The following is a 22321-nucleotide window of genomic DNA, read 5'->3' as shown; positions in this document are numbered from 1 at the left end:
AATCACAAAAAAGCGGTCGAAATTAGTTTTTCGACCGCTTTTTTGTGATTTTAAAATTCGGGATGACTCATGTTTCTATTAAATCTCCTCCAAAAACTCTTCGATACAAGCATATATATAGCTCAAATCTTCTTCGCTAATGCAATAAGGCGTTAGCAAGTAAATTACATTTCCGAGCGGTCGCATCAAAATTCCCTTTTCCAAAAAGAAATTATAAGCGATGTCTCGCATATTGCTAAAATATGAAGTGCCTTCTGATACTTTAATTTCAATTGCCAGAATCGTACCTTTCAAACGAATATCTGCAATTTTATGCTGTAATGATTTAGCTATTTTCTGGCTAAAACCTTTGTGTAAAGTATTGATTTGTTGGATTTGTGCTTGCGTTTCATCGCTCAATAACAAATCCAAACTTGCTAAACCAGCTGTACAAGCCAATGGATTAGCCGTAAATGAATGACTATGAAAAAGCGTTTTGCGTCTATCATCAGAAAGAAATGCTTCATAAATCGCCTGTGTACAAGAAGTAACGCCCAAAGCCATTGCACCGCCTGTTAATCCTTTTGAAAGACAAAAAATATCTGGTTTTACCGTCAAGTAATCAGTAGCAAACATTTTTCCTGTGCGATAAAAGCCCGTCATGATTTCGTCGGCGATGGTCAAAATACCATTTTCTTTTGCTATCGTTAATAATTTTTCAAGGATTTCGGGTTCGTACATGACCATTCCCCCCGCACCTTGAATCAAAGGCTCAAAAATAAATGCTGCTATTTCATCCGACTGACTCATCAGTGCATTCATGGTTTCCAACACTGCTGTTTCCTGACCTTTCAAAGGAATTGGCAAGTATATTACTTCAAAAAGAAATGGGTCGAAAGGAGCTGTAAAAGCACTTTTTGCTCCAACTGCCATCGTTCCGAAAGTATCGCCGTGATAGCCATTTTCAAGAGCGATAATTTTAGTTTTCTTCGTAATTCCTTGGTTATGAAAATACTGAAAAGCCATTTTCATCGCTACTTCTACCGAAGTAGAGCCATTATCGGAATAAAATATTCTTTGCTGATTTTTGGGCAGAAGTTCTAACAATCGCTCTGCCAAATGTACAGCAGGTTCATGGGTGAATCCTGCAAAAATTACTTGTTCTAATTTCAGAAACTGTTCAGCTACTTTTTGTGCAATGTAAGGATGCGAATGTCCATGTAAATTCACCCACCACGAAGCAATGGCATCAATGTATCTTTTACCATTTTCATCAAAAAGATAAACGCCCTCAGCTCGAACAATGGGAATAGAAAAAGGAGCAGTTTGATGCTGTGTAAATGGATGCCAGAGTACTTTTGCATCTCGCTCACTCAAACTACTGATGACTGGGTTTTGGATATTCTCAACTGGATATTCCAGATGTTCATCAATAACAAAATGTTTTTCTGAAATGTTCTGCATATTTTTTTACGGTTTCTTGAGTAATGTTTGATTCTTGAGCTACTTTTTCTAGCAATTTTACTTGCGTGTAATTCAAGATATATTCCTCAGAAGAGGGATTACTTTCACCATTAAAAATAATTCCTTTGATGTCGATATTGTTACTTTTTAGTATTGCAATTGAAAGCAAAGTATGATTGATGCTTCCTAAATAATTTTTAGAAACTAAAATAACAGGAAGTGCTAATTGCTTAATTAAATCAATATTGGTTGATTTCTCGTTTAAAGGAACCATTAAACCGCCTGCTAATTCTACAATTAAATTATTGTCTGTAATTGGTAATTCAAATTTAGATAATTCAATGTCAACGCCATCTATCGCCGCCGCTGCGTGTGGAGAAAGAGGTTCGTTTAAGCGATAAGCTTCTGGATGAAAAACAGTTTTTGAATTAGTAATTAAATGTTGGACAGTATTGGTATCGGTGAAATCTAAAGCACCAGATTGAATGGGTTTCCAATAATCGGCTTCGAGACTTTCGGTTAAAATACTTGAAATAAAAGTTTTACCGATTTCGGTTCCGATTCCTGCTATGATATATTGTTGTTTCATGAATAAATACTTTAATTTATAATTTGTTCAATACTTCGAAAATCTGTAAAATTTCTGCTTCTGTATTAAAGTCATGCAGACAGATTCTTAAACGTTCTTTGCCTTTTGGTACCGTTGGCGAAACGATTGGACGAATGTCCAAGCCTTTTGCTTGTAAAGTACCCGCCACGGCTCTACAGTTTTCGTTTCCGGGAATAAGAATACATTGAATAGCAGAAGTACTTGCGATTAAATCAATCGTTGGATGTAAACTTGCTTGTTTTTGAAAGAATTGAATTAGATGATGTAAATTTTGATTAGAAAAACTAGCTGATTGCATCAAATCGTAAGCACATTTTACACTGATATGACTATGAATTGGTGCGGCAGTGGTATAAATAAAAGCCCTAGCGAAATTGATTAAATAATCTCTCAAAGAATTACTTCCTAAAACTATCGCTCCGTGGCAGCCCAATGCTTTGCCAAAAGTAATTACTCTGGCAAAAACTTTATCTTCTAAATTCAATTCGTTCAACAAACCTTCGCCATGTTTTCCAAAAACGCCTGTAGCGTGTGCTTCATCGACAATTAGATTGGCACCAAATTCTGAACAAAGCTGACAGATTTCAGCAAGAGGAGCGAGGTCGCCATCCATCGAATAAACAGATTCGATGGCTACAAATACTTGGATGTTTTTTAAAGCAAGATTATTGGCTTTATCTTCTTCAATTTTATTTAACTTTTTAGCTAAATCTTCAACATCATTATGTTTGAATTTATAGCGAGTAGCGTAGCTTAATCTTGCACCATCAATCATGCTGGCGTGAATCAGCTCGTCGGTAATTAATACATCATTTTTTTGTGGAATCGACGAGAGTAAGCCAACGTTGGCATCATAACCTGAATTGAAAATTAATCCTGCTGTTGCTTTATGGAAATTGGCAATTTGTTTTTCTAAATCCTCTACAAATGCTGTATTTCCTGCCAATAATCTTGAACCTGTAGCGCCAGTTGGAAAATTCCCATCCATAGTTTGTTGATGAATGGCAGTTTTGAGTTTTTCTGATTGTGCAAAACCCAAATAATCATTCGAACAAAAATCAATTAAATTTTCTGTAGTACGAAGAGAGCGAAAAAGAGCTTCTTTCTTTCTCTCTTCAAGAATGTCTTCAATGCGTGTTGCTAAAGTATTCACTAAGCGATTTGTTTGTTTCTGCAAAGATAGTTACAAAAGCTTTAGACCGTCATTTTTTCAGAATTTGAGTTGATTTTGAAATTTTTTTAAGAATTTTTAAGAAAACACTTGACATCATACCACTTTTTTATCTAACTTCGCAGTTAATAGGTGTAGAACTATTTACTAAGATTGCCCAGATGGTTTCCGTCTGGGCAACTTTTTTGTCTAAGGTTTAGAAAAAATAAAGGATAACAACAAAAAAAGCCATGATAATTGAATTTATCATGGCTTTTTGATTTTTTACTTGTTTGAGTGTTGAAGTAAATCAAGTCAAACTTTCAAGTATTTTTAACGTTTTTGAAATATTTTAAGAAAAAATCTTAAAATTAATTCTTCGCACCTTGCACTGCTCCAGCTTTTTGTTGTTGTTGCATTGGGTTTGGTTGAGCTTGACGTTGTCCTTTGAATACTTGGAAACGACTTGGTTGTTCTGGTTCTCTTGGGAAAACGTTGTCTTCAGTTTCGATATCAGCAATTTCCAAGAATGGGTCTAATGTCCATTTCGCTACTTTTTTATCCGTAGGAATTACTTTTTTAATTTCCTTGTCGTTCAAACGCCAGATTTCAGCAGGGTATCTAAATACTTCGCTTGTTCCGTCTTCGTAATTTGCTTTTACAATTACTGGCATTGGTAAACCTCCTTTATTTTTCACGTTTAATACGTAGAAGTTTTTGTTTGAATTTACCAATTTCTTTTCGTCATCAGAAAGTGAAGCCATTGTTTGCTCAAATTTCTTTTTATCAGCTTCAGAAGTAGCAAAACGGTCGTAAGAGTTATAGAAATCTCTCATGTCAGGGTTTTCTTCAACCACCGTTTTAGGAATATCCGTTTTGTTACGAATGTTACTCATCGTTTGGCGTTTTGCTTCTGCCTCTTTTTTCGCAGCTTCATTTTTAGCCAAAGGGTCAACATTATCAATGCCAAACCATTCTACGGTTTCAAGCGTTTGGTTTACTGGTTCAACACCGTAGAACCAACCTTTCCAGAACCAATCTAAGTCAACACCAGAAGCATCTTCCATTGTACGGAAGAAATCAGCAGGATAAGGCTGTTTGAATGCCCAACGACGAGCGTACTCTTTGAAAGCATGGTCGAATAATTCACGTCCCATTACAGTTTCACGCAAAATATTCAAGGCTGTGGCTGGTTTTGCATAAGCATTGGGACCAAAAGCCATGATATTTTCTGAGTTTGTCATAATAGGTACTTGTTGCGTTGGGTCAGTTTTCATGTAAGGAACAATGTACTGAGCTTCGCCACGACGAGAAGGGAAATCTCTATCCCATTCTTGTTCTGCTAAATATTGACAGAAAGTATTCAAACCTTCGTCCATCCATGACCATTGACGCTCGTCTGAGTTGATAATCATCGGGAAAAAGTTATGACCTACTTCGTGAATAATTACGCCAATCATACCAGCTTTTACTTGTTCAGAATAAGTACCATCAGCTTCTGGACGACCGCCATTGAATGAAATCATCGGATACTCCATACCGCCACCTGAGGTAGAATGACAAGAATAAGCCACTGGATAAGGATACGCCACGGTGTGTTTTGAATACGAGCGAAGCGTATGAGCTACCACCATCGTAGAGTATTGTCCCCAAAGTGGATTTCCTTCTTTTGGATATAAAGACATCGCCCACACTTTTTTGCCTTCAACATCTACTTGCATGGCATCCCAAATAAATTTACGAGAACTTGCAAAAGCAAAGTCACGAACATTATCTGCTTTGAAAATCCAAGTTTTCTTACCTGTTGGTTTGCCTTTTTCAGCCTTTTCAGCTTCTTCTTGCGAAACAATTAATACAGGACGAGTAGCAGTTTTTGCTTTTTCCAAACGTTTTAATTGTTCAGCAGAAAGTACTTGTGCAGGATTTTGTAATTCACCCGAAGCACCTACTACGTGGTCGTTTGGTACGGTTAAAGCCACTTTATAGTTTCCGAAAGTAAGGGTAAATTCACCTTGCCCTAAAAACTGTTTGTGTTGCCAGCCGTAAACGTCGTTGTAAACTGCCATGCGTGGAAACCAGTGAGCGATGAAGTAATTTACGTTACCATCTTTGGCAAAAAACTCATAACCTGAACGACCGTAATATTCAGTAATTAAATAATTCCAGTCGATAGAGAATGAAACCGAAGCACCAGATTTTAAAGGCGTTGGCAAATCAATTCTCATCATGGTATGGTTAATTGTATGCTTCAAAGGATTTCCTTTGGCATCTTTCACCGATAAAATATTGTAACCATACTGTTTTTTATCAGTTAAATCTTTGAACTGTTGGAAAGACGCTTGTCCTGCAATTCCGCCAGTTTTTGTGTTTGCTCCAATAGCATCTTTTTGAAATAAATTTTGGTCTAATTGTAACCATAAGTACGGCAATTCATCAGGCGATTGATTGAAATAAGTAATGGTTTCAGTACCCGTAATTTTGCGTTCTACGTCATCCAATTCCGCTTTGATGTCATAATCCGCACGTTGTTGCCAATATTCTTTACCTGGGCTACCAGAAGCAGTACGATAAGAGTTTGGAGTTGGTAAAATTGTTTCTAATTGTTCAAAACGTTTGTTGCCATTGTAAGGGTTGGTGGGTGCTTGTTGAGCCGTTGCCATTTGTGAACAAGCAGCAACCAACAAACCAGTAATGAGCTTTAAGCTACCTCTCATGTTGATTTTTAGATTGAAGTGAATAGATTTACTGTACGAATTTAGTGAAAAAACTTACAAATCGCCATTTTTATAGGCTTTGAATGCTTCACTGACGATTGATTGTTGACTAAGCTCTAATTTTGATAGGATTATTTGCTCGAATATCTCCTCATTGGTTATTATCAACGTTCGGAATAAGATGTGTTCTTGAGTTATGTCAATACTTTTCTCTTTTTCAATTTTAAAGAGTTCTATTAATCCTTTCTTAATATTTCCTATTTCACCTAAGTCTAACATTTTTAAACAAAGATTTATTGTTAAAACTATATTGTCTATTAGTTTTCCTCTCGCAATCTTTAACGGTTCTCTATTTAGTTGGCAGATTTCTATTGTTTTATTACCTCTTTCCCCTTCTATATCAATACCACATATAGCTATACCATCATTTTTATAGTCTCTTTCAAAAGATAGAAATTTAGTAGGATTATCAATTTCTGGATGAAGTAAATATGGACGTTCATTTAATAAAACCTCAGTATCAACCTTAAATTTAGAAAAGTCAATAGTACCATTTTCATTAAAAGGAGGCATAAAAACTCTATCACCATTTATCGGAAAGCGTGTTCCTTTACTACCTCTTTTATTACAATCGTGGCAAGCAGGGAGTAGATTAGACCATTCATAACTTAACCAGTAATATCCACGATGTGAAGTCTCCTCTTCTACCGACCTTTTGGGTCTATAATGTTCAACCTCAGGCGTACTCAAAGTTTCACAATAAGCACATTTATGATGATAATAAATATTGAGTTTATCAATTACAGATGACTTTGTGAGATTCTGTTCGTTTTTATATGTACCTCTATAAATACTATCTTTAATTGTTGTTTCAGGCAATGAAACTAAAGTTGTCAAAGCATCAAGAGTAGATTGTTTAGTTAGAATTGCAGGTTTATCATTCCAGTCTCTTTTTATGAATCGCATAATTATGAAGCTTTAATGATTCTTAGTAGTTCCTCCTGTTTTTCTTTGGTTAAAAAAGTATTGATGTCCTTTTTTAATTGGTCATTGAATTTTAATTCTGCAAAAGTATCCTCCGTCCTAATCATCTTGTCATTACTTTTACTATCAGGAATTAAGTCTTGAAAACCAAAAATTGGTGAACTTAAAATCGTATTGGGCGTAAGTACGCTAAAATCAATATCCAATAATTCTGCTTTGATACCTTCTTCTCTCGTTCTGGAAACATTGATAATAACTGAATTTTTGGGTGCTCCCAACAAAGGAATTGGGCTATGAGTTGAAACAATAAACTGAATTTTAGGAAATAATTCTGTGAGTTTCTCTACAAAAAGCTTTTGGTATTTGGGGTGAAGATGTAATTCTATTTCGTCGATTAAGACAATGCCTGTTAAATCGTTAAAGTTTTCACGATACTGCATTTGATTCAATCTATTTATCATATCACCAATCATTGCAATGATGCTTTTGTAACCTGCTGCCAAATCTATAAATTCAACACCATTATCAAACTGATTTTCTTCATCGTCTATTTCGTAGTACTTAACTTTACTTTTTTTAACTTTTTCATCAAATTCTACTTTGATTTCTTTCAGTCTCGGAAGTAAAGCTTTAAAAATATCTTGAAGTTGGACATAACCTTTTTCATAATTATTCTGCCAATCTTTGAAATTTTCTTCTACATTTACTAAAAGTACTTCGTTAGAAAAAAGAGATTCAGTTGAAGAATATTTGCTTAAAACTTCGTTTGAAGTACCAGCTGAAACTCTTAATCTTGTTGAACCATAAGCAACATAGTGAGATTCGTATGATTCTCTAATCGTACCATCATTTAACAATAATACATATCCATCCTCATAATTTATTTGTGTATTAACCTTCATGTTTTTATTTGGCTCAGTTTCATAGGCATCACTATAATATGCGTCATCCAACCCCTCCGATATCGCCTGCAAAACAGAAGTCTTCCCAAACCCATTTTCACCTGTTAAAAAAATCCATTGTGTATTATCAGGAATATTATCAATTTGTGTATCAATAATTCCTCTGTAATTTTTAATATGAAATGATTTTAATGCGATTGGTTGCATGGTTATAGATTTTTGTTTTACCGAAATTACAAATTTAAAAGCAAGTCTAAAACAAATTTATTGCACGATAGGTTATCCTCGCATTAGAAAATGTTTATCTTAGAATAGATTTTAACAAAATTAAAAACATATCAACATGGCACACGCAAATGCAGAATTAATCAATGCTCTTCGTAGAACGGCTGAGAAGTTGGCGAAGGGTGCAACTTATCAATGGGGACACATGGGTAGTTGTAATTGCGGAAATTTAGCGCAAGAACTTACGAAATTGACTAAAGCCGAAATCCATCAATTTGCCATGCAAGGACGTGGCGACTGGCGTGAACAGGTAGAGGAGTTCTGCCCGACAAGTGGTTTGCCTATGGATTTACTCATCGCTGATTTATTGAATTATGGTTTGACAACAAGTGATTTACAAAACTTGGAACGCCTTTCTGATAAAAAAGTTTTGGCTAGAATTCCTGTTGAAAAGCGTTATGAATTACATCACAACGTTTGTAAAGATGTTGTCCTTTATATGAACGAGTGGGCAAGATTGCTAGAAGATGAGTTACTTCCGAAAGTAAAAATAGATTTATCGTTTATGAATGAAGAACCTAAAGAGGTTTCACTCAAACAAGAAGAAGCATTTCAATTCGCTTAGGTATTAAATACTTATAACAAAAATAGCTCGGCATCCACCGAGCTATTTTGTTATGAGGATATTCAGAAGTTAAATTATAAATCTTTCGCACGGTTTGGATAATCGGTAATTAAACCGTCAACGCCAGTAGCTTTTATTTTTTTCATATCTTCCAAAGTATTGACCGTCCAAGGTACAACCTTCACATTTTTTTCATGGCAAAATTGTACTTGTTCTTTGGTGAGTGTTTTGTAATATGGACTATAAAAACTTGGTAAAAAGCCTAATTCTTCAAAAGCTTTTTCTGGATTAGTTTTTTCGTCCAAAGCAGAAAGGGCAATGTTTTGATATTGTTTGGTTTCAATCTGTTTGTGCCAGAATTTTAACACATTAAAATCAAAACTTTGTAAAATGACGCTGTTGGCGGGTAAATACTTAATGATTTCTTGATAAACCAAATTAGAAAATTCTTCAACCGTTTCAGGTTGAGAAATTCCATACTCTTTTTCTTCCGATTTAATTTCAATATTATATCGAACGGCTTTCAAGCCTTTTTCTTTGATATAAGCTTCGCAGGCTTTAATCGTCTCCGATAATAAAGGCTTGTGCGTTGCTACTTTTTCCTGTTCAGGAAACAAGGCATTCCCACGTTTACCTGTATCAAATTGCTTGATTTGGGGGTAAGTCATTTGATACAAATTCAAGCTTGCTTCTTCGGCTTTTGTTACTTCCAAGCCGTTGGGTTTGGTTGCGTACAAAGCATTCATATAAGGTTCGTGCGAAACCACGACTTTTTTATCTTTAGAAATACAAACGTCCATTTCTAAGGTGGTAACACCCAAATCCAAAGCTTTTTTGAAAGCTGGAATGGTATTTTCGGGCATTAATCCTCTTGCACCACGATGTCCTTCAAGGTCGAAATCTTGAGCAAACATTTGTGTATAGACGAATAATATGCAAAATGTTAGTGAAATGTATTTTTTCATCAGTCTGTTGAAAGGTAAATTATTGATGTTTGAGAAAACAAAAGTAATTTACTTTAAAACCTGATTATCTAAATACAAATTATGATTGTATTAAAACATAATCTGAGCTTAGTTACGAGCAAAGGAATGATATTTAATCGTTACTCTATAACCTTTTTTATCAGGCAATACTTCTGATTTATCTAATACAACTTGATGATTACCTGCATCAATAAAATTGGCTGCTCTTTCTATTGCTTTGATTAAATCGTAAGAAGTGAAAAGTTTAGTTTTAGTTTTCATGACCTTGGAATCTTTTCTTTTGCAAGAAGTTTATGGATTGATTAAAATAATTACTGTTAAAATCTTTGATTATTCTACGAAATCTAAATATCCCTTCAATTCCTTTTTCGCTAAGATTTCCTTTGAAAACGTGTCAAATAAACATTTTACGATTAAAAAAAGTATTCGTTTTGAATATTTGACTAAATTTTATATTTTTACAAAACATATTCGTTTTGATTTGATGAATAAATTTACTCAAAATAAAAATTAAAAACCAAATTTATGGATACTTTTTTTAGTCAAAATCTACAATTTTTACGCAAAAGCCTCGAAGGTAAGGTTTCACAAGAGAAAATGGCTGATGAATTAATGATTAAAAAGTCAACTTTGGGTTCTTATGAAAGCGGCAGGGCTGAACCTCGCTATACTGATTTGGTTAAATTGTCGGAGTATTTTAATGTTAATATTGATGAATTATTGAAGACTGACCTTTCAGTAAAAAGACCTGAACCCAAACAAGAAGAACGCTTGAGAATTTTGACCACTACGGTTAGCGTTGATAATGAAGATAATATAGAATATGTGCCTATCAAAGCAGTGGCTGGTTATGTAAATGGCTATGGAGATTTGGACTACATCAGTAATTTGCCAGTTTTTAATGTGCCTTTTTTAGCGAAAGATAAAAAGTATAGAGTTTTCCCGATTCAAGGAGATTCAATGCTTCCTTTAAGAGAGGGTTCTTTAGTATTTGCAGAGTATATCGAAAATTGGAAAGCCGTGAAAGATGGAACGGTTTGTGTGGTAGTGACTAGGAGTGAAGGGATAGTACTTAAAAAAGTGTTTAATTATTTAGCTGAGATGAATGTATTGGTGCTGAAATCAACTAATGAGCATTATGCACCTTATCCAGTTTTGGGAGATGATATTCAAGAACTTTGGAAATTTGTGGGTTATTACTCTTCAAAATATCCTTTATAATAGTTGATTTTACTATATTGGAATAACGCTTTGTCCTTGATTACTCAAAGACAAAGCGTTTTTGTTTATTCAGTTGCGTTTAATTTGATACTTTTTTGTTTGCTTTCAATGTAATCAAGCTTTATATCGCTTGTTGTTTTTACCTTTTCTCCGTTTACTATGACTTGCTGATATTTTCCTTTCGGAAAAGCTAAAATGAGTTTCCAATCGGCTTTACTTTGTTCAATTGTTAGCGTAATAGATTTTCCATTTTTTTGATAATAAATAGAAATTTCATTATCGCCAACGCTAACGTTTTCTAAACTTGCATTATCCCAAGTACTCGGCATTTGTGGCTGAATCACAATCGTTTTTTCTGCCGCATTAGGCTGAATTCCAAAGAATTGCTGTACAATCGGTACGCCAAAACTGTATAAATTCCAAGCCTGAGCCACCATACCATAATCGGGCGATACTTCATAAATAGAACCGGGCAAAGCAAAACTGAAAGATTTTGTCATACGGTTCAAATAACCCAAAGCCGCATCTGGGCGACCATAATTATTTTCTGAAATCGCCAAAACTCCTGTCGGCAAGGTCATTACTGCACCTGTATAAGTAAAGATTTTACGATTGAGCGAAGTTGGCATTTCATCTTTTCCAGCCGTTTCGTCACGGTCGATTCCAGTTACAAAAACGCCGAAAGGACTTACAAATTTACTGGCTGTATTCAAGGCGATAATGGCTTTATCAGTATCAGCAATGCCCATTTCCATTGGCGTATTCACCACCCAATTGTGGTGCAAAACAAAGCCTTGTGAAGCACCCTTAGGTAAGGCTTCAATTTTATTTTTGGCTGTTTTCAATTCTTCTACTGCCCAAGGTTTCTTTAAAGTATCGGCTCTGATGATGGCATCGTCCACCAAATGCAAGGCTTGTTCTCTTGTTCCGATAAAGTCGGCAAAGGAATTGGCATCTGCCACCCAAAAATCTTTATTAATTTTCTGACGAATCAACAAGGCTTTTTCGGCGTACTCTTTTGCCAACGTATTTTCGCCCATTACTTTTGCCATTTCAGCGGCATCGGCAAAAGCTTTTTGAGTATAAACAGCCACGTCAATCATTTCAGAATTCATCCCGTGGATTTCCATCATTCCAAAACCATCAGGAAATAAATTTCCGTTTGCATCATTTTTGGTCATCAACCAATTCAAGCCTTTTTTTATCGTTGGAAAATACTTTGCTAAAAATTCTTTGTCGCCTGTCCATTGATATACTTTATAAATCAAAGAAGCAAATTGTGGTGTTTCATTGACGTTTCCATCATTAAAAACAGCTCCATTCGTAGAAACTTCATGCAGAATTTTGCCATTGCCGCTCGCTTTTTCTGACAATTTATGAATCAAATCTATCGCACTATATACTTCATCTTTTCTACCTGTGGCAATTAAACCTTGCAAAGCGTACTCTCCATCTACCCCAAACCACCACGGATAATCGGGCAAACCTGCTGAAAGTCCACGACCAATTTCGGGTACATCACGAATCAGCCAATCGGTATCGTACTTCACCCAACGAAAAGCCTGTTCAAGTTTTTTATCGGGAATCGTCAAACGAGTTTTTTGTTCGATACTTTCATAACGTGCTTTTTTTTCTGCCAATAATTTATGGGTATTGGCTTGTACAAAACGATAAGTATCTTTCATTTTTTGAGCTGACTGATACGAACCTGCAATGGTAATAGGCAAGGTTTTGGAACTGTTGGCAGGAATCGTAAAAGTAAATTTCAAGGCTGCTCGACAACCTTGACCTTGTGGAGTATAATCGCAATTGGCTTTTTCAGATGAATTTACTTTTTCAGCATTTGCCCCACCAAACATCACAAACCAGTCGTTGAGGGCATCTTTTGCAACCCAAGTTTTGGTAGTTTCGTCCCAAGTGGCTTCGTCTTTTCCGTCAATCATGTTGGTTCTTTCACCTAACCAAGTCGGACGTAAATCTGTGTAGCCTTCAAAAGTAAACGTGAATGTTTTGCTGACTGCTTCGGTATTATGAAAAGTGTATTCGATAACGGCGGCTTCTTGTCCGTCTGGTACAAACTGAAATCGTTCAACTGACAAACCTTTTATTGGCGATTGATAAGTAAGTTTGTTCGCAAAGGGAAAATTCACAAATTCATCCGCTTGCGACAAACAAACAGTATTTCCATTTTCGGAAATCGTAGCTGTAAAACCATCCATTAATTTTATCGGATGATTCCAAATGCCACCCATTTCGCCTGTAACGTGCCAGCCCAAATCTGGAAATTGTCCGTTTTGATGCCCAATTATGTAAAGTCTATCACCAGCCGTCACATAAGGAGAATTCAAATATTCTTTGCGTCCTTTGATACTTTCTACTGTGGAAAGAGCTTTTGATAAGCTAAGATTCGAGGAAGTTTTTTGACTGCAATCCGTGAGAAAAATGCTTAATAAAGCAAATCCTGCGGGTATAAGTACTGTGTTCTTGAAAAGTTTCATGGATTATTTATTTATAAAAATGGAAGAGCAATGCTATTATTTATTGTTGAATTACAGACAATTCAGGGTATTTTTTTGTATAAATAATAGAAAATTTGTAAACAAAATAAGGGAAATTTCTCAAGTAAAATACCATACTCTGTAAGGAATCCGTCCTGAAAAATGGTATAATTGTATTTAGTAAAACTTTGTCACAACAAAAACTATATTCCCGATGAAAAAATCATTGTTGATTTTACTTTCTCTGGCGGTCGGTTTCACGGCTCAAGCTCAAAAAGTTCCTTTAAACATTATTCCCCAACCCGTTGAAATCATAGAACTTAGCGGCGTATTTACGCTCAATAAATCTTCTGTGATTACTTTCAACAAAGCAGAAGGGCGTGCTACGGCAGAAATGTTGGCACAAAAAATCAGTATGCCAACAGGTTTTTCTTTGAAAGTACAAGAAGGAAAAAATGGAGCGATTCAATTAAATATCAACGACGTACCAAACGAAAAAATCGGTAAAGAAGGCTATACTTTTGAATCGAATGCCAAAGGTGTAAATATCTCGGCAAATACTTCGGCTGGTTTATTTTATGGCATTCAAACTTTAGTACAATTATTACCGAAAGAAATTGAAGGCAAAGAATTGGCTAAAACGGCTTGGACAATTCCAGCCGTGAAAATTACAGATTATCCACGATTCGCTTGGCGTGGTGTAATGTTTGATGTGAGCCGTAATTTCTTTTCAAAAGAAGACGTAAAAAAGTACATCGACCAATTGGCTCGTATGAAATACAATACTTTTCACTGGCATTTAACAGATGATGAAGGTTGGAGAATCGAAATCAAATCTTTACCAAAACTTACGCAAGTGGGTGCGTTCAGAGTACCTCGCTCAGGACATTTTGGCGACCGTGCCATTCCGAAAGAAGGCGAGGCTGCTACCGAAGGAGGTTTTTATACACATGAAGACATTAAAGAAGTAGTGCGTTATGCACAAGAACGCAATGTAACAATTGTACCTGAAATCGACGTGCCGGGGCATAGCATGGCGGCAATTGCGGCATACCCAGAATTAAGTTGTAATAAAAATCCAAAAACTTTTGTTAATCCGGGAGCTTCCATTGCTGATTGGTACGGAAACGGTACTTTCAAGGTTTTGTATGAAAATACTTTGAATCCTTCGGACGAAAAAGTATATGAGTTTTTGGATAAAGTATTTACCGAGGTAGCAGCACTTTTCCCCAATCAATACATTCACGTAGGTGGTGACGAGTGCTATAAAGGTTTTTGGGCAGCGGATGAAGGTTGTCAGGAATTGATGAGAAAACTTAAAATTCATCACGTCGAAGATTTGCAGGGCTATTTTATGAATCGCTTAGAGAAAATATTGAAAGCGAAAGGTAAAAAACTCATCGGTTGGGATGAAATCTTAGAAGGTGGAATTTCGCCAGAAGCAACCGTAATGAGCTGGAGAGGTATAAAAGGAGGAATTGAAGCTGCTAAATTAGGACACGACGTAGTAATGACACCTACAACTTTTGCTTATATAGATTATAACCAAGGCGATAATACGGTTGACCCTCCAATCTATGCAGGTTTGAGAGTAAGTAAAAGTTATAGTTTTGAACCTGTTCCAGATGGCGTAGAGGCAAAGTATATTTTGGGTGGACAAGCCAACCTTTGGACTGAGCAAATTCCAAATTTACGTTATGCAGAGTATATGTCTTACCCAAGAGTTTGGGCTTTGGCAGATGTGTATTGGTCGCCGAAAGCTTCAAAAAATTGGGAGAATTTCTCGAAACGCATGGAAGCACAATTTGATAGAGCAGACCTTGCCCAAGTAAATTATTCTCGTGCAGTCTATGATGCAATCGTAAAAACGACTTTGAAGAATAATAAATTGAGTTTGGAATTGGGCTCAGAATTATCTGATTTAGATATTTATTATAGCATTGACGATACGATGCCTGATAATTTTTCAACAAAATACAGTAAAATCGTTGAGCTACCAGAAGGAGCTATCACATTAAGAGTAATCACTTATCGTAAAGACAAACCAATTGGTCATTTAATTACTTTGAAAAGGGCAGAATTAGAAAAAAGAGCTACTAAGCAATAATTTTTTTACGATTGAAATTAAATAAATGTTTCATTAGTCAAGAATGATTATTTTCTCAGAAAATTAATTTAACTTGAATAGTGAAACATTATTTTTTGCAGAATAGTAGAATTTTATTCGTTTGTACAAATTTAGTTCGATTTAAAATACGACAACACGGAGGATGGTGAAGTGAAAAATTAGTTTTTTCATAGTTCAATGCTGACTGACTTAAAGATAAAATGAAATATTTTTTTCGAAATCCGTATTTTTAGCCCGATTATTGTAATAGGGGTATAATAGAGATTCTTATCTCGCTTAAAATGGTCTTTTGAAATTTTTCAAGAACATTTATTAAAGCAGCGAAGAAACGCTTGACAAACCACTATAAGAATTAAAAAATGATGTTATCAAGGTTTTTTATATCAATACTTTTTACCTTACCGTTTGGGCTAGCTATCTCTGCACAAACCTATAAATCTCCGCATTTTAAAAGGTTTTCAAATACCGAGGGGCTGTCGCAAAGCCATGTGAGAGCTATCATGAAAGATAGCAAAGGGTTTATGTGGTTTGCTACTGGCGAAGGACTTAATAAGTTCGATGCTTACAATTTTACGATTTACAAGCATTCAGCCGATAACAATAAAACAATAAGCGATAATCTTGTATATGATGTTTTGGAAGATACTGATAAAAACATTTGGGTAGCAACAGGTATTGGTTTAGATAAGTTTGACCGTGAGAAAGAAGTATTTACACATTCTATCAAAATAGACAAAAGGTTAATTGTTAGAGATATTTTTCAAGATAGTAAAAAGAGATTATGGCTTGGTACTAATTTTGGACTAATCCTATTTAACCCAACAACTGGTAAGTATGTCACTTTCAAACATGAAGACAATAACCAAAACAGTCTAAGTAACGATTATATCTTTAAAATCTGCGAAGATAAAAATCATGAAATTTGGGTTGCTACGCAAGATGGATTGAATAAGTTCAATCCCGAAACAAAGCGTTTTACAAAGTTTTTTAATGACCCTAAAAATCCTAAAAGTGTTCCTTCAAGTTTTATAAAAACCGTTTATAATGATTTTGAAAATAATATTTGGGTTGGTACAGTAGGCGGAGGTATTGCTAAATTTGATGTAACAAACAATACATTTACTTCTTACAAGCATAACCCGAAGAATCCTAACAGCCTAGCTTTGGATGATATTTTGTCTTTCATGGAAGATGAAGAAAAAAATCTTTGGATAGGTACTGAAAATGGAGGAATTAGTGTTTATGATAGAAAAAATAATTCATTTACAACCATCGTAAATGATGCTAATGATAATACAAGCCTCAGCAATAATTCTGTCTATAGTTTATACCTAGATGATATTGGCAATATTTGGATAGGAACATACTCTGGAGGAGTGAACTATTTGCCAAAATCAGGAAGCAAATTTCCACTCTACAAGCATAGAATTGGGCAGAATAGTTTGAATAATAATATCGTATTGGCTTTAGAGAACGATTATGAAGGCAATATTTGGATAGGAACAGACGGTGGCGGGCTTAATAAATTCAATCCAAGAACAAAACAATTTACTGCCTTTAAACATCAGAATAATAATCCAAATTCACCAAGTACAGATTATATAATTACAGTATTAGAAGTAGAAAAAAATCTACTTGCATTGGGCTATCACAGAGGAGGTATTGACTTATTTAATACTAAAACGGGTGAATTTACCCATCATTTACCAGTTGATAATGACATAAATGCTTTGTCATCAAAAAGTGTAAATATTATTATTAAAGATAAAAAAGGGAATCTGTGGATTGGTACTTGGCGTGGAGGATTAAATTATTTTGATAGACAAACCAAAAAGTTTACTCAGTATATCAACAACCCTAAAGATAATTCTACACTTTGCGATAATGTGGTTAGTGCACTTTGGGAAGACCCTAAAGGTAATATTTGGATTGGTACGGATAATGGTTTAGATAAATTTGACATCCAAACGAAAAAATTTATTCATTATAAACACAATCCAAGGCAATCAAATAGTCTATGTGATAATTTAGTGAATGAGATAACCGAATTTGAGAATGGGAAATTATGGATTGGTACAGGAAGTGGATTAAATATTTTTGACCCTAATACAAATACCTTTACAAAAATTTCTGAGAAAGATGGTCTTCCCAACGATGTCATTAATGGAATTGTGAAAGACAATGATGGCTTTTTTTGGATAAGTACCAATAAAGGAATTTCGAGATTTAATTACCAAAATAAGACTTTTAAGAATTATGATATTTCTGATGGGTTACAAGGAAATGAATTCAAAACACATTCTTATTTAAAAACTTCTGATGGTAAAATTTACTTTGGTGGACAAAATGGTTTTAATGTTTTTGATCCCCGTAAAGTAATTGATAATCCATTCGTTCCGCCAGTTTACATTACCAATTTTTATATTTTTAACAAGGCTGTGGAAATTGGGAATAAATCTCCGCTTGCTAATCATATTAACGAAACCAAAACGATTATTCTTGATAGGAAACAATCAGTATTTTCATTTGAATTTGCTGCATTGAATTATACTTTAGCCGAAAAAAACCAATATGCTTACAAATTAGAAGGTTTTGATAAAGAATGGAGTTATATCGGTAACAAACGTGGAGCGACCTACACTAATTTAGATCCAGGGAATTATGTTTTTAGGGTAAAAGCATCAAATAATGATGGCCTTTGGAATGAAGATGGGATTGCTATCAATTTGATTATCACACCACCTTTTTGGATGACACTTTGGTTTAGATTTTTAGTAGTGTTGTTAGTAGTTAGTGGTGCATTTGCCTTTTATCGTTATAGAATTGGTATAATAAGTATCAAGAAAATACAGCTTGAAAAAGAAGTGAAATTAAGAACAGCTCAATTGATGCAGTCAACTGCTGATGAAAGAAAAGCGAGGAAAGAGGCAGAACAAGCCAACAAAGCTAAAAGTATTTTCTTGGCAACCATGAGTCATGAAATTCGTACTCCTTTGAATGGGATTATTGGGGTAGCATCATTATTGGAAGAAACTCAATTGGACGAAGAACAACGTAATTATTCTAAAACAATTCATGCTTGTGGAGATGATTTGCTGACGGTTATTAACGATATTCTCGACTTTTCTAAAATTGAATCTGGCAAAATGGAATTAGAAGCCAAAGATTTTAATTTAAGAGTATGTATAGAGGAAATCCTTGACGTATTTGCAGTGAAAGCAGCTTCTTTAAAATTAGATTTGTTGTGCCAAATCGAAGCCGATGTTCCTGACCAAGTGGTTGGAGATACTTTAAGATTAAGACAAGTATTGTTGAATTTAGTAGGTAATGCTATTAAATTTACGGAAAAAGGAGAAATTTTCATCAGAGTTTTTATGATGAAAAATGAAATAGGAAGCCCATTACAAATTGGTTTTCAGGTGATTGATACTGGTATTGGTATTCCAGCTGATAAAATTGATAGATTATTTAAAGCTTTCTCACAGGTTGATTCATCCACAACTCGCCGATATGGTGGTACTGGGTTGGGCTTAGTCATAAGCGAAAAACTAGTTAATTTAATGGGGGGTGAATTGAGTGTAGAAAGTGAATTTGGAGAAGGTGCTACTTTTACTTTCTCAATGCAAGTATCAAGAAGTACAGCACCTGAAATTGTTAGTCCTATTTTACCTAAAGCGGAATTTTTACAAAATAAAAAAGTACTTGTAGTGGATGATAATTCAACTAATAGGAGTATTTTGAAAGGACAATTAGAACAATGGAAAATGATTCCGCTGATTGCTTCATCAGGAAGTGAAGCATTAGAGATTTTAGAAAATGAGAAAGAGTTGAGCATGGTGATTACAGACATGCAAATGCCAGAAATGGATGGTATTCAACTAGCTTTGAAAATTAGGTCTATTCAACAGAAATTACCATTAATGTTGCTTAGTTCTATCGCTGACTATCAGCATAAAGAATACCCAGATTTATTTTGTTCAGTATTAACGAAACCTGTAAAGCAACATATTTTACATAAAAATGTACTTACAAGTTTAATGATAAATGAAGATAAAGCTTTGACAGATAAGACAACTACCCAGCCTGTCGTTCAAAAATTGGCGAATGATTTTGCAGAACGATTCCCCGTATCTATTTTGGTAGCTGAGGATAATCCGATGAACCAAAAATTTACTTTAAAAGTATTGAGTAAATTGGGTTATGAAGCCGATTTAGCTGAAAATGGACTTTTGGCATTAGAAGCATTCGATAAAAAACATTATGATATTGTTTTGATGGATTTGCAAATGCCTGTAATGGACGGATTGGAAGCCTCAACCAAAATCAGACAAAATACTGGAATCATACAACCAATTATCGTAGCAATGACTGCTAATATGATGAACGATTGTCAGGAAGAATGTGATGAGGCTGGTATGGATGATTACTTAGGAAAACCATTTCAACTAGAAGCTTTTGTGAAATTGTTGGAGAAATGGGCCGGAAGAATCAAAGAGAATAATACGCAAGAAGTATAAGAAAGACACCAAAAAATAAGCGTTATTTTATGAATGAATCATAGAATAACGCTTTTGTGTTTTACTATTTTTTAAAAATTAAAAGTGGCAATTTCCCTTTTTGAACAAAATGTTTGGTAACGCTATCATTGAAAAATTTATCTAATAAAGATTTATCGTGGTTTGCTAAAACAATTACATCAGGCTGCTGATTTTTGATATAAGTTTCTAAACCATCTATTATTTCAGCACGATTGATACACTTTACAACTAAATCTTCTTTCTCAAATTTATCTTCTAATAAACTTATCATTTCTTGAACAGCATGTCCAACATTGGGTTCAAAGTAATCATGTACATGCACTACTTTGCATTTTATACCTAATGGTTTGGTAATGCTTAAAAGGTTTTCAATAGCAGCCACTTCATCGCCTTGAAAATCGGCAGCATATAGTAAATTTTGTGGATAATTAATTGGCGAATCTGCTGGTATAACCCACACTGGGCAGTTTGCCATTTTCATTACTTCTTGTGAATGAGTACCTAACCAGCGTTCAAAAATATTACTTGCTCCTTGGGTTCCCATCACAATCAAATCAACTTTAAGCTGATTGGCAATGTTTATAATTTTATCTGTAGCTAATCCGTACTCAACTCGCTGGGTGATTCTCTCTGAAACTAAACCTGTTTTTTCGATAAAATGTGCAGTGAAGCTCTGAAGATTTTGTTCTGCTTCTTTTCTGTTTCTAATAATAAAATCTTCAATTTCAGAGGGCAATTGATATTCAGAAATGGTAGGAATACTATATACATTTAATAAAACTATTTTTGCATTAAATAACCTTGCCAACATTCCTGCATATTGTGCGGCATGTTTTGCATTATCACTAAAATCAGTAGGAAAAAGGATTGTTTTCATAAAATTGAAATTAAAATTTATGTCCGAAAGTTCCTTGATTTATGACTAGAAAATTATGACTGTACTCTGAAGAAAAAATGATATTTATCAGCTATGATTTTTATTCAAAAACAGTGTTGCTTTCTTCTAATTGATTACAGATACTCATCATAAAATACCTTCTGATATCGGTGTGTTCATAAATCAAGGCATCTATCAATGATTTTTCAAAAATAAGAAAGATAGAATGCTCTAAGACTTTTACGCTGTAAAGATGATCTTTGTCTAAAAGCATTTCTTCTAAACCTAAAAAGTACTTCTTGTTTTTCAAGACGATTGTCTTTTTCAAACCATCTTTTAATTCTACACTACCATCTTTAATGTAAAAAACGTAATCGGGATTTTGCCCTTTTCGGTATAGATAGTCACCTTGTTTAAAACTTAGTTGAATACCACTAGACAATATAACTTTTTCTGCTTCGTTCATGTTGATTTTTATTAATCTGGCGACAAGTTAGTGCTTTGCCTACTTCACTGAAATGATTTTTATCAATACAAGTACTGATAAAATAAGCCCACTTTAACTAACAAAAACTGATAAGACTTATTTACCGCAAGCTATTGGCTAATCGTACAAGCTACTTATTTGCAATAATTTATCAGCCCTGAGAATGGTGATTTCACTGCCACGAGTACTTACAATGCCTTCTTCTTTGAATTCTGAAAGAAAACGAATGACGGTTTCTTTAGCAGTGCCAACAATGGATGAAAGGTCTTCTCTGGAAATTGAAATAGAAAAATGCTCTGATTTTTTGTCGTCGTAAGTGCTTTTTAATAACAGCAAAGCCTCCGCCAAGCGTTCTCGTACAGGCTTCATCGCTAAGTGAACCAATTTATCTTGCGTATCGCCCAATACTTTGGCAAGCATTCGCATCAAATCACTAGCGACCTTTACATTGCTATCAATAAGATGATTAAATTCTGAAGCCGAAATAAAACAGGCTTCAGTATCGTCTAAAGCAATGGCAGAAGCACTATATTTTGAATTTTCAATCAAAGAACGATAGCCCAAAGTATCACCTTTTTTTACTAATCTAATTACTTGTTCTTTTCCGTCTGAGCCTAAGCGACTTACTTTTACTTTGCCATTGAACACGCAAAAAAGCCCCAATGGGCGATTTCCTTCATGAAAAATCACTTGACCTTTTTTATAGACATTAAAACATTTGTTATCGTTTAAATGATTTAATTCATCAGAAGAACAGTTTTTAAAGAGAGACGAATTCTTGAATTCGCATGTATTACAACTAGGATTCATCATTTTTTCGGGATTAATATCCCCGAAATTGCGTCTTAATCCCACCTTTGTAAATGACTTTTATCAGTTTTAACAATTGCTTTACTCATTCTTTGGCTTATTGCTAAAGCTGAACTTTGATGA

The 22321-nt window shown here is 34.6% G+C and carries 16 protein-coding genes; 4 read left to right on the top strand and 12 right to left on the bottom strand.

Annotated features, from left to right (window positions below):
• Window positions 1-78: 78 nt before the first annotated feature.
• From bioA to HNP25_RS07620, 6 genes are all read right to left on the bottom strand, one after another.
• Window positions 79-1443, bottom strand: coding sequence for an adenosylmethionine--8-amino-7-oxononanoate transaminase (gene bioA / locus HNP25_RS07645; RefSeq protein ID WP_184132814.1), 1365 nt, complete (start codon window positions 1441-1443; stop codon window positions 79-81).
• Window positions 1409-2032, bottom strand: a complete 624-nt coding sequence (gene bioD / locus HNP25_RS07640; protein WP_184132811.1) for a dethiobiotin synthase — start codon at window positions 2030-2032, stop codon at window positions 1409-1411. The genes bioA and bioD overlap by 35 nt, the downstream gene beginning before the upstream one ends.
• 16 nt (window positions 2033-2048) lie before the next feature.
• Window positions 2049-3230, bottom strand: coding sequence for an aminotransferase class I/II-fold pyridoxal phosphate-dependent enzyme (locus tag HNP25_RS07635; RefSeq protein ID WP_221432430.1), 1182 nt, complete (start codon window positions 3228-3230; stop codon window positions 2049-2051).
• Window positions 3231-3574: 344 nt separating this feature from the next.
• Window positions 3575-5917 carry a M1 family metallopeptidase gene (locus HNP25_RS07630; protein WP_184132808.1) on the bottom strand — a complete coding sequence of 781 codons (2343 nt, stop codon included), beginning with the start codon at window positions 5915-5917 and terminating at the stop codon, window positions 3575-3577.
• Window positions 5918-5971: 54 nt separating this feature from the next.
• Window positions 5972-6883, bottom strand: coding sequence for an HNH endonuclease family protein (locus HNP25_RS07625; protein ID WP_184132806.1), 912 nt, complete (start codon window positions 6881-6883; stop codon window positions 5972-5974).
• Window positions 6884-6885: 2 nt separating this feature from the next.
• Window positions 6886-8010: an AAA family ATPase gene (locus tag HNP25_RS07620; RefSeq protein WP_184132804.1), complete on the bottom strand. Its 1125-nt coding sequence runs from the start codon at window positions 8008-8010 to the stop codon at window positions 6886-6888.
• Window positions 8011-8146: 136 nt separating this feature from the next.
• Here HNP25_RS07620 and HNP25_RS07615 point away from each other — a divergent pair, with 136 nt between their 5' ends.
• Window positions 8147-8653: a hypothetical protein gene (locus HNP25_RS07615; RefSeq protein ID WP_184132801.1), complete on the top strand. Its 507-nt coding sequence runs from the start codon at window positions 8147-8149 to the stop codon at window positions 8651-8653.
• A gap of 74 nt (window positions 8654-8727) precedes the next feature.
• Here HNP25_RS07615 and HNP25_RS07610 read toward each other — a convergent pair whose 3' ends face one another.
• Window positions 8728-9618, bottom strand: a complete 891-nt coding sequence (locus tag HNP25_RS07610) for a glycerophosphodiester phosphodiesterase family protein (protein ID WP_184132799.1) — start codon at window positions 9616-9618, stop codon at window positions 8728-8730.
• Between the two features lie 108 nt (window positions 9619-9726).
• Window positions 9727-9900 carry a hypothetical protein gene (locus HNP25_RS07605; RefSeq protein WP_184132796.1) on the bottom strand — a complete coding sequence of 58 codons (174 nt, stop codon included), beginning with the start codon at window positions 9898-9900 and terminating at the stop codon, window positions 9727-9729.
• Between the two features lie 264 nt (window positions 9901-10164).
• On the opposite strand from HNP25_RS07605, the gene HNP25_RS07600 reads away from it, so the two are divergent.
• Entirely contained in the window at window positions 10165-10860 is a 696-nt protein-coding gene (locus HNP25_RS07600; RefSeq protein ID WP_184132792.1) for an XRE family transcriptional regulator, read from the top strand.
• Window positions 10861-10925: 65 nt separating this feature from the next.
• Here HNP25_RS07600 and HNP25_RS07595 read toward each other — a convergent pair whose 3' ends face one another.
• Window positions 10926-13358 carry an alpha-L-rhamnosidase-related protein gene (locus tag HNP25_RS07595; protein WP_184132789.1) on the bottom strand — a complete coding sequence of 811 codons (2433 nt, stop codon included), beginning with the start codon at window positions 13356-13358 and terminating at the stop codon, window positions 10926-10928.
• Between the two features lie 214 nt (window positions 13359-13572).
• Between HNP25_RS07595 and HNP25_RS07590 the strand changes: the two genes are divergently transcribed.
• Window positions 13573-15465 (top strand): beta-N-acetylhexosaminidase, encoded by a 1893-nt coding sequence (locus HNP25_RS07590; protein ID WP_184132786.1) that lies wholly within the window; start codon window positions 13573-13575, stop codon window positions 15463-15465.
• A gap of 380 nt (window positions 15466-15845) precedes the next feature.
• A complete protein-coding gene (locus tag HNP25_RS07585) occupies window positions 15846-20003 on the top strand; it encodes a hybrid sensor histidine kinase/response regulator (protein WP_409012500.1) in 4158 nt (1385 codons plus the stop codon).
• A 64-nt stretch (window positions 20004-20067) separates the two neighbouring features.
• Here the strand turns inward: HNP25_RS07585 and HNP25_RS07580 are convergent, their stop codons facing one another.
• The 3 genes from HNP25_RS07580 to HNP25_RS07570 form a co-directional block, all read right to left on the bottom strand.
• Window positions 20068-20901, bottom strand: a complete 834-nt coding sequence (locus HNP25_RS07580) for a universal stress protein (RefSeq protein ID WP_184132781.1) — start codon at window positions 20899-20901, stop codon at window positions 20068-20070.
• 100 nt (window positions 20902-21001) lie between these two features.
• Window positions 21002-21367 (bottom strand): Crp/Fnr family transcriptional regulator, encoded by a 366-nt coding sequence (locus tag HNP25_RS07575; RefSeq protein ID WP_184132778.1) that lies wholly within the window; start codon window positions 21365-21367, stop codon window positions 21002-21004.
• A gap of 138 nt (window positions 21368-21505) precedes the next feature.
• Window positions 21506-22201, bottom strand: coding sequence for a Crp/Fnr family transcriptional regulator (locus tag HNP25_RS07570; protein ID WP_184132776.1), 696 nt, complete (start codon window positions 22199-22201; stop codon window positions 21506-21508).
• Window positions 22202-22321: the final 120 nt, after the last annotated feature.

The organism is Arcicella rosea (assembly GCF_014204325.1).
GTDB classification, from domain to species: domain Bacteria; phylum Bacteroidota; class Bacteroidia; order Cytophagales; family Spirosomataceae; genus Arcicella; species Arcicella rosea_A.
This window is presented reverse-complemented; position numbering and strand designations above follow the sequence as displayed.